Raw genomic sequence first — 8320 nt, 5'->3', positions numbered from 1 at the left:
GGCCGCGCGCCTGGCGGGGAGCCATGTGACGGCGGTCGAACTGGCCCGCTTTCCGGAGCCGTTGGCTCCGGCCACGGCCGCCCGGCGGGCGGGGCTCGCGCCCGTGCGGCCGTTCGAGGTCGCCGAGGCCGCGGAGAAGCTGGCCACCGAGCACGACCTCGTGCTGGTGGAGGGTGCGGGCGGACTGCTCGTACGGTTCGACGACGAGGGCGGCACGCTCGCGGACGCGGCCCGTCTGCTGTCCGCGCCGGTACTGCTGGTGGCCCCCGCCGGCCTGGGCACGCTGAACGCCACCGCGCTGACGGCCGAGGCGCTGCGGAACCGGGGGCTGAGCTGCCGGGGCGTCGTGATCGGCAGCATGCCGGCGGAGCCTGACCTCGCGTCCCGCTGCAATATCGAGGACCTGCCGGTGGCGGCCGGTGCACCGCTGCTCGGCGCGGTACCGGCCGGCGCGGGTTCGCTGTCGGGCGCCGCCTTCGCGGCGCGCGCGCCGGGTTGGCTGGCTCCGGAGCTCGGAGGAGCCTGGGCCACGCGCTGACGGGGCGCTTCGAGGGGCGTTCGGGCGATCCTCGGGGATTCCCGCCGGGGCGATCCGGGGGAGAATCGTGGAGGAACGTCACGTCCGCCCCTCAAGCGTCACGTCGACTCCTCAGCGGAGGTCCGTCATGCAACTGCGCAGCAGGAAGCTCCCCCGGGACGCCGTGCACCACCCGGTCTTCGCCCGCTTCTACGCACGGGTGAGCGTGACCGCCGACCGGAAGGGCGGCATCGCCGCGTACCGCGAGGAGCTCCTGTCGGGGCTCTCCGGCCGGGTCATCGAGATCGGCGCCGGGAACGGGCTGAACTTCGCCCACTACCCCGGTGCCGTCTCGGAGGTCGTGGCGCTGGAACCGGAACGCTCGCTGCGGCTGCTCGCCGCCCGCTCCGCCCTGCGCGCGGAGGTGCCGGTGGACGTGGTGCCGGGGGCGGCCGAGGCGTTGCCGGTCAAGAGCGAGGCCTTCGACGGGGCGGTGGCGTCCCTGGTCCTGTGCACCGTACGGGATGTGCCCCGGGCGCTCGCCGAGATCAGGCGGGTCCTGCGGCCGGGCGGCGAACTGCGGTTCTTCGAGCACGGGACGGCGCCGGGCGGCCGGGCGCTGGCCACGGCGCAGCGGGTGGCCGACCGGACCCTGTGGCCGCTTCTCTTCGGCGGCTGCCACACGGCCCGGGACCCGCTGGCCGCGATCGCGGCGGCGGGCTTCGAGATGGGCGCGTACCGCAGGCTGCGGATCCCGGAGACGGGCCTCCAGGTGCCCTCCTCCCCCTGCGTCCTGGGCGTGGCGCGCAAGCCGTTCACCGAGGGCTGAGGACGGAGCCGGATCGCGAGGTGGTGCGCCCGGTCTGCCGTGGCGTGCTCTGCCCGGTCTGCTGTGGGGCGTTCCCCCCGGCCTGTCGTGGGGCGTTCCGCCCGGCCGGTCGTGGGGTGTTCGGCCCGTGCCTCATACGCTCCACTGCCGCAGCTCGTCGGCGATGGCCCGCACGTCCGCCTTGCCCTGCTTCACGAGCAGCGCCAGATCGCGGACCTGCTCGGGCGAGGTGATGACCTTGAGCCCGGAGGCGACGAGGTAGCCGTACGCGACGGCCGAGGCGAACATCGCGTTGGAGTGTTCGAGTGCGGGCACATGCAGCAGCAGCTGCAACAGGGCGGCCGCCCGCGCGTGCGGGTCGCTGTAGACGGCGCTGCCGAAGATCTCCGCGTCGTGCCGTGCGACGGCGGCGACGAGCGCGCCCCAGTCGACGACCTGCGGGTCTCCGGGCGTCTTGTGCTCGGCGACCATCAGCAACCAGGAAAGGTCGATCCGCAGGTTCAACGGGTGCCTTCGCGCTCCGGGCCGAACTCCTCGGCGAACACCGACTCGTACTGCTTCATGAAGTCGGCCGCGGCCTCGACGAAGGTGTGTCCCACCTCGCCCGCGTCCTGCTGGACGAGTTCCTCTATGTAGCGGTTCACGCTCATCCCCCTCTGCAGCGCGCGCTGCCGCGCGGCCTCGGCGGTGGCCTCGTCCACTCGAACGTTCAGCTGAGTCTTGGGCACCCGACCACGCTAGCGCGGCCGTGCTAGCACCGGCAAGAGGAGCGTCGGCCGCACGGTGAAATGCGATCGACGCCCCGTCGCGGCGGATGGTGGGATGGCCGTCATGAACGATCTTTCGATACGGTCCGCGACCCCGGCCGATCTGGACGAGGTCCTCGCCTTCTGGAAGGTGGCCGCTGAGGGCACCAGCATCAGCGACGACGAGGACGGGGTCGCACGCCTGGTGGAACGGGACCCCGGCGCCTTGATACTCGCGGTGCGGAAGGGGGCGCTGGCGGGCACCGTCATCGTGGGCTTCGACGGCTGGCGCTGCCATCTCTACCGGCTCGCGGTCCACCCGGACCAGCGGCGCCGAGGTGTGGGCGGCGCCCTCCTGGCGGCGGCCGAGGAACGGTTCGTCGCGCTGGGCGGGCGGCGCGCCGACGCCATGGTCCTCGACCGCAACACGTCGGCCCACCAGGCGTGGCGCGCGGCGGGTTACGAGCCCGAGCCGCAGTGGAGCCGCTGGGTGAAGCACCTGACGGGCTGAGGGGCGGGTACGGTAGGCACTGGGGCACTGGTGCGGTACGGCGGTCCCCGACCGGTACGGCGGACATTGACGCGGTAGGCGGAGCGCTGCTGGGCAGACGCCCTACGATGACATGCCCTCCGTCACCCCCTGCCGAAAGGTGTGAGCGTCCGTCCATGGGCGAGCCTCCCAGTAGCCGATACCGCCGACACCGCGCGGTCCCCCCGACCCTGCCCGATCATGGGACGGAGGTGAACCGATGATCGAAGTGCTTCTGCTGCTCGTCGCCCTGCTGCTCTGCGTCGCCTGCGGCGCGTTCGTCGCGGCGGAGTTCTCCCTGACCACGGTGGAGCGCGGCGAGCTCGAACGGGCTGTCGAGCGGGGCGACCGAGGCGCCGCGAGCGCGCTCAAGGCCGTCCGGAGCCTCACCTTCCAGCTCTCGGGCGCCCAGCTCGGCATCACCGTCACCAATCTGGTGATCGGCATGCTCTCCGAGCCGTCCATCGCCAAGCTGATCCGTGGCCCCGTCGAGGCGGCGGGACTGCCTCCCGCCGCAGCGTCCACCCTGGCGCTCGTCCTCGGTACGGCGCTGTCCACGGTGGTCCTGATGGTGGTCGGCGAGCTGGTCCCGAAGAACTGGGCGATCTCCTCCCCGCTCGCCGTGGCCAAGGCGGTGGCGACACCGCAACGAGGGTTCACCGCACTGTTCCGGCCCTTCATCAGCCACCTCAACAACACGGCCAACCGGATCGTGCGCCGCTTCGGTCTGGAACCGACCGAGGAGCTGGCGTCCGCCCGCAGTCCGCAGGAGCTGGTGGCGCTGGCCCGGCACTCCGCCAAGGCGGGTGCGCTGGAGGCGGACACGGCCGAACTGTTCGTCCGCACGCTGAACCTCTCGGAGCTGACCGCGGAGAACGTGATGACGCCGCGGGTGCAGGTGACCGCGCTGGAGCTGCACGCGACGGCCGAGGACGTCGCCAACGCCACGCGGGCGACCGGACTGTCCCGCTTCCCCGTCTACCGGGGGAGCCTGGACACCGTGGTCGGTGTGGCCCACATCAAGGACGTCCTGGCGATCCCCGCCGACCGGCGGCCCCGCACCCGCGTATCGGAACTGCTGCGCGAGCCCCTGCTCGTACCGGAGACGCTCACCGTGGACCGGCTGCTGGACCGGTTGTCGGGAAGGCTCGCCATGGCCGTGGTGATCGACGAGTACGGCGGGACGGCGGGGGTCGCGACACTGGAGGACATCGTGGAGGAAGTCGTCGGCGAGGTCCGGGACGAGCACGATCCGCACGAGACGCCCGACCTCGCCGCCGCCGGTGAGGACGCCGACGGGCGGACCCTGTGGTCGGCCGACGGGGCGGCGCGCACCGACCAGCTCCGCAGGATCGGCCTGCGGGTGCCGGACGGACCCTACGAGACCCTCGCGGGGCTGATCGCCGCCGAGATCGGACGGATCCCGACGGTGGACGACAGCGTCGAGCTGGAAGGATGGCGGATCGACGTGGTCGACGCCTCGGGCCGCCGTGCCGCGCGGGCCCTGCTGCACGCCCCGCTGCCGGGGACCGAGGACCGGACGGAGGACGAGCGGTGATCGTTCTCCAGCTCTTCATCGGCCTGCTGACCCTCGTGGCCAACGCCTTCTTCGTGGGCGCCGAATTCGCCCTGATCTCCGTGCGCCGCAGTCAGATCGAACCGGAGGCCGAGGCCGGGAACCGGCGGGCCCGGAGTGTCATCTGGGGCCTGGAGCACGTCTCCGCGCTGCTCGCCGCCGCTCAGCTCGGCATCACGCTCTGCACCCTGGTGCTGGGCATCGTCGCCGAACCGGCCATCGCGCATCTGCTGGAACCGGCCTTCGACGCGGTGGGGGTGCCGCACGGGCTGATCCACCCGCTGTCGTTCGTCATCGCGCTGGGCGTGGCGACCTATCTGCACATGCTCCTGGGCGAGATGGTGCCGAAGAACATCGCCCTGGCCGAACCGGCGCGGAGCGCCCTGCTGCTGGGCCCCCCGCTGGTGGCGATGGCCCGTGCCCTGCGGCCGGTGATCTTCGCGATCAACGCGTTCGCCAACACCCTGCTCAAGCTGTTGCGGGTGGAGACGAAGGACGAGGTCTCCGCGACGTTCTCGGACGACGAACTGGCCCGGCTGGTCCAGGACGCCGGGGACGCCGGACTGGTCGACGACCGCTCCGCGCAACGCCTCCACCACGCTCTGGAGCTGGGCCGCCGACCGGTACGGGACGTGGTCATGCCGGTCGACCGGGTGCTGTACGCCAGGATCGGCACCACTCCGGAGGAGCTGGAGCGGCTCTCGTCCGAGTCGGGGTTCTCCCGCTTCCCCGTCATGGACAGCGAGCAGCGGATCCTCGGCTACCTCCATGTGAAGGACGCCCTGGACGCGACGCCCCGGGACGTTCCCTTCCCGGTGACGGCGATGCGGCCGATCGCCCGCGTCCGGGCGGCGACTCCGCTGGACGACGTGCTCACCGCTCTGCGGCGCAGCCGTACCCACCTGGCGGCCGTTCTCGACGACGGAGACCGGCTGGCCGGCATGGTCACGATGGAGGACGTGCTCCGCGAACTCGTCGGACGGCCGCAGTCCCGCTGATCCGCCGGTTCACCGGCCCGCGGTAGGGCCGTTCGGCGGGCCCGGCCGCGGGCCGGCGCGGTAGGATCACCGGGCCATGGAATTGAATGCCTCCTACACCAGTCTCGTCGCGGTGGGCGACTCGTTCACCGAGGGCATGTCGGACCTGCTCGCCGACGGCACGTACCGGGGCTGGGCCGACGTCCTCGCCTCCCGACTGGCGGCCCGGGTCCCCGGTGATCGGTCGGTCGGCGACCATTCACCCGGTTTCCGGTACGCCAACCTCGCGGTGCGCGGGAAGCTCATCGGCCAGATCGTCGACGAGCAGGTGGACGCGGCGGCCGCGCTCCGGGCCGATGTGGTGACGCTCGTCGGCGGACTCAACGACACGTTGCGCCCGAAGTGCGACATGGGCATGGTCAAGGGGCGGCTGGAAGAGGCCGTGGAACGCCTGGCCCCCTCCTGCGAGCAACTCGTCCTGATGCGCAGCCCCGCCCGCAACGGCCCGGTGCTGGAGCGGTTCCGGCCCCGCATGGAGGAACTGTTCACCCTGATCGACGACCTGGCCGCCCGGCACGGGGCCACGGTGGTCGATCTCTACAGCGCGCCGTCGCTCAGTGATCCCCGCATGTGGGACGTGGACCGGCTGCACCTGAACGCCGAGGGCCACCGGCGCGTCGCCGAGGCCGTCTGGCAGGCGCTGGGGCTTCCCGCCGAGCTCGACTGGTGGACGCCGGTCCCCGCGACCGCGCCCCCGCGTTGGGCCTCCCGACGGACCGAGGACATCCGCTTCGCCCGCCGGCACCTGGCCCCGTGGATCGGGCGGCGGCTCACCGGCCGCTCCTCCGGCGACGGACGTTCCGGAGCGCAGTTCGACGCCGCGACGGGCAGGGCCTTCTGGATCACGCCCGCGGACGCCGAGACACCTGGCCCGGTGACGGGATGGCACCGCGCCGTCTCCCCCGACGCCGCGGTGCGCACCGCCGAGGCCGACTAGCTCACAACGGCGGCCGGGCCTTCCCGGCCTTTCGTAGCAAGCCACAAACAAGGGCGCGTCGCTGGCCTGCACAAACCGCCAGTAGAATCCCTTTACGTGACTGCTGTGTCTGCGAAGCCTCGCATCCCCAATGTCCTGGCCGGCCGCTACGCCTCGGCGGAGCTGGCCGTCCTCTGGTCCCCCGAGCAGAAGGTGAAGCTGGAGCGTCAGCTGTGGCTGGCGGTGCTGCGCGCTCAGAAGGACCTCGGGATCGAGGTGCCCGATGCGGCGCTGGCCGACTACGAGCGTGTGCTGGACCAGGTGGACCTGGCCTCGATCGCCGAGCGCGAGAAGATCACCCGGCATGACGTAAAGGCCCGGATCGAGGAGTTCAACGCCCTCGCCGGTCATGAGCAGGTCCACAAGGGCATGACCTCCCGGGACCTGACGGAGAACGTCGAGCAGCTCCAGATCCGCCTTTCGCTGGAGCTGATGCGCGACCGCACCGTGGCGGTACTGGCCCGGCTCGGCAAGCTCGCGGCGGAGTACCGCGAGCTCGTCATCGCCGGACGCTCGCACAATGTGGCCGCGCAGGCGACGACGCTGGGCAAGCGCTTCGCGACCGCGGCCGACGAGCTGCTGGTCGCCCACGGCCGCCTGGAGGACCTCCTCGCCCGCTACCCGCTGCGGGGCATCAAGGGCCCGGTCGGCACGGCGCAGGACATGCTGGACCTGCTCGGCGGCGACGCCGGCAAGCTCGCCGACCTGGAACAGCGCATCGCCGGACATCTCGGCTTCGCCGAGGCGTTCACCTCTGTCGGTCAGGTCTATCCCCGATCGCTCGACTACGACGTGGTCACCGCACTGGTGCAGCTCGCCGCGGCACCCTCCTCGGTGGCGAAGACCATCCGGCTGATGGCCGGCCACGAACTGGTGACCGAGGGCTTCAAGCCCGGCCAGGTCGGCTCGTCCGCGATGCCGCACAAGATGAACACGCGCTCCTGCGAGCGGGTGAACGGTCTGATGGTGATCCTGCGCGGCTACGCCTCGATGACCGGCGAGCTGGCGGGCGACCAGTGGAACGAGGGCGACGTGTCCTGTTCCGTGGTCCGCCGGGTGGCGCTCCCGGACGCGTTCTTCGCGTTCGACGGCCTCCTGGAGACCTTCCTGACGGTGCTGGACGAGTTCGGCGCGTTCCCCGCGGTCGTGGCGCGCGAGCTGGACCGTTACCTTCCGTTCCTGGCCACCACCAAGGTCCTGATGGGCGCCGTACGCGCCGGGGTGGGCCGCGAGGTGGCGCACGAGGCGATCAAGGAGAACGCGGTCGCCTCCGCCCTCGCGATGCGGGAGCAGGGCGCCGAGCGCAACGAGCTGCTCGACAAGCTCGCCGCGGACGAGCGGATCCCGCTGGACCGCGCGCAGTTGGACGAGCTGATGGCCGACAAGCTCTCGTTCACGGGTGCCGCCGGCGACCAGGTTTCGTCGCTGGTCTCCCGTATCGAGGAGATCACCGAGCAGTACCCCGAGGCCGCGAAGTACACCCCCGGCTCGATCCTCTGACCGGCATCGCCCTCACCGTATGCCCCCCCGAAGAGCTGAGCGCCGCCCGTGACCGCATCGTCCCCGATGTGGCCGCGGGCGGTCTGCGCGTGCTCTTCTGCGGCATCAACCCGAGCCTGATGACCGCGGCGACGGGCCACCATTTCGCTCACCCCGGGAACCGGTTCTGGCCGGTGCTGCACCGCTCGGGTTTCACACCCCGGCAGCTGCGTCCCTCGGAGCAGGCCGAACTGCTCGGTCTCGGACTCGGCATCACCAACGTGGTGGCGCGAGCCACGGCCCGGGCCGACGAGCTCACCGCGGACGAGTTCAGGGAGGGCGGGGCCCATCTGACGGCCAAGGTCGAACTGCTCACCCCTCAGTGGCTCGCGGTGGTAGGCATCACCGCCTACCGCACCGCCTTCGGGGAACCCCGGGCCCGGATCGGCCCCCAGGACCGCACGGTCGGCGGCGCCCGCGTGTGGGCTCTCCCCAACCCCAGCGGCCTCAACGCCCACTGGACGGTCCAGAGCATGGCCGAGGAGTTCGCCCGCCTCCGGGACGCCCTGCCCATACAGCCCCCGGCCGACCGGCCCGCCCCCGGCCCCGCCCCGGCCGACTGAGCCGCCCC

General features: G+C 72.0%; 10 protein-coding genes. 8 read left to right on the top strand and 2 right to left on the bottom strand.

Features of this window, described 5'->3' with window-relative positions; all coding sequences use genetic code 11:
• On the top strand, positions 1-538 hold a 538-nt coding region (gene bioD, locus CR470_RS33240; protein ID WP_097871175.1), incomplete at its 5' end, for an ATP-dependent dethiobiotin synthetase BioD.
• A 127-nt stretch (positions 539-665) separates the two neighbouring features.
• A complete protein-coding gene (locus CR470_RS33235) occupies positions 666-1346 on the top strand; it encodes a class I SAM-dependent methyltransferase (RefSeq protein WP_097871173.1) in 681 nt (226 codons plus the stop codon).
• Positions 1347-1478: 132 nt separating this feature from the next.
• Here CR470_RS33235 and CR470_RS33230 read toward each other — a convergent pair whose 3' ends face one another.
• Positions 1479-1850 carry a hypothetical protein gene (locus CR470_RS33230; protein ID WP_018957883.1) on the bottom strand — a complete coding sequence of 124 codons (372 nt, stop codon included), beginning with the start codon at positions 1848-1850 and terminating at the stop codon, positions 1479-1481.
• Positions 1847-2074: a hypothetical protein gene (locus CR470_RS33225; RefSeq protein WP_010062312.1), complete on the bottom strand. Its 228-nt coding sequence runs from the start codon at positions 2072-2074 to the stop codon at positions 1847-1849. Before CR470_RS33225 ends, CR470_RS33230 begins: the two co-directional genes overlap by 4 nt.
• Positions 2075-2168: 94 nt before the next feature.
• Here CR470_RS33225 and CR470_RS33220 point away from each other — a divergent pair, with 94 nt between their 5' ends.
• The 6 genes from CR470_RS33220 (at position 2169) to mug (ending at position 8312) form a co-directional block, all read left to right on the top strand.
• A complete protein-coding gene (locus tag CR470_RS33220) occupies positions 2169-2603 on the top strand; it encodes a GNAT family N-acetyltransferase (RefSeq protein ID WP_097871172.1) in 435 nt (144 codons plus the stop codon).
• A gap of 238 nt (positions 2604-2841) precedes the next feature.
• Positions 2842-4179 carry a hemolysin family protein gene (locus tag CR470_RS33215; RefSeq protein ID WP_097871171.1) on the top strand — a complete coding sequence of 446 codons (1338 nt, stop codon included), beginning with the start codon at positions 2842-2844 and terminating at the stop codon, positions 4177-4179.
• Positions 4176-5195 (top strand): hemolysin family protein, encoded by a 1020-nt coding sequence (locus CR470_RS33210; protein ID WP_097871170.1) that lies wholly within the window; start codon positions 4176-4178, stop codon positions 5193-5195. Before CR470_RS33215 ends, CR470_RS33210 begins: the two co-directional genes overlap by 4 nt.
• Before the next feature lie 76 nt (positions 5196-5271).
• Positions 5272-6171, top strand: coding sequence for an SGNH/GDSL hydrolase family protein (locus tag CR470_RS33205; protein WP_097871169.1), 900 nt, complete (start codon positions 5272-5274; stop codon positions 6169-6171).
• A 96-nt stretch (positions 6172-6267) separates the two neighbouring features.
• A complete protein-coding gene (purB, locus tag CR470_RS33200) occupies positions 6268-7710 on the top strand; it encodes an adenylosuccinate lyase (protein WP_179892455.1) in 1443 nt (480 codons plus the stop codon).
• A gap of 68 nt (positions 7711-7778) precedes the next feature.
• Positions 7779-8312 (top strand): G/U mismatch-specific DNA glycosylase, encoded by a 534-nt coding sequence (gene mug / locus CR470_RS33195; RefSeq protein WP_257138998.1) that lies wholly within the window; start codon positions 7779-7781, stop codon positions 8310-8312.
• The last annotated feature ends 8 nt before the right edge of the window (positions 8313-8320 follow it).

This window comes from Streptomyces sp. rh34 (assembly GCF_002551245.1).
In the GTDB taxonomy this organism is placed as follows: Bacteria; Actinomycetota; Actinomycetes; order Streptomycetales; family Streptomycetaceae; genus Streptomyces.
This window is presented reverse-complemented; position numbering and strand designations above follow the sequence as displayed.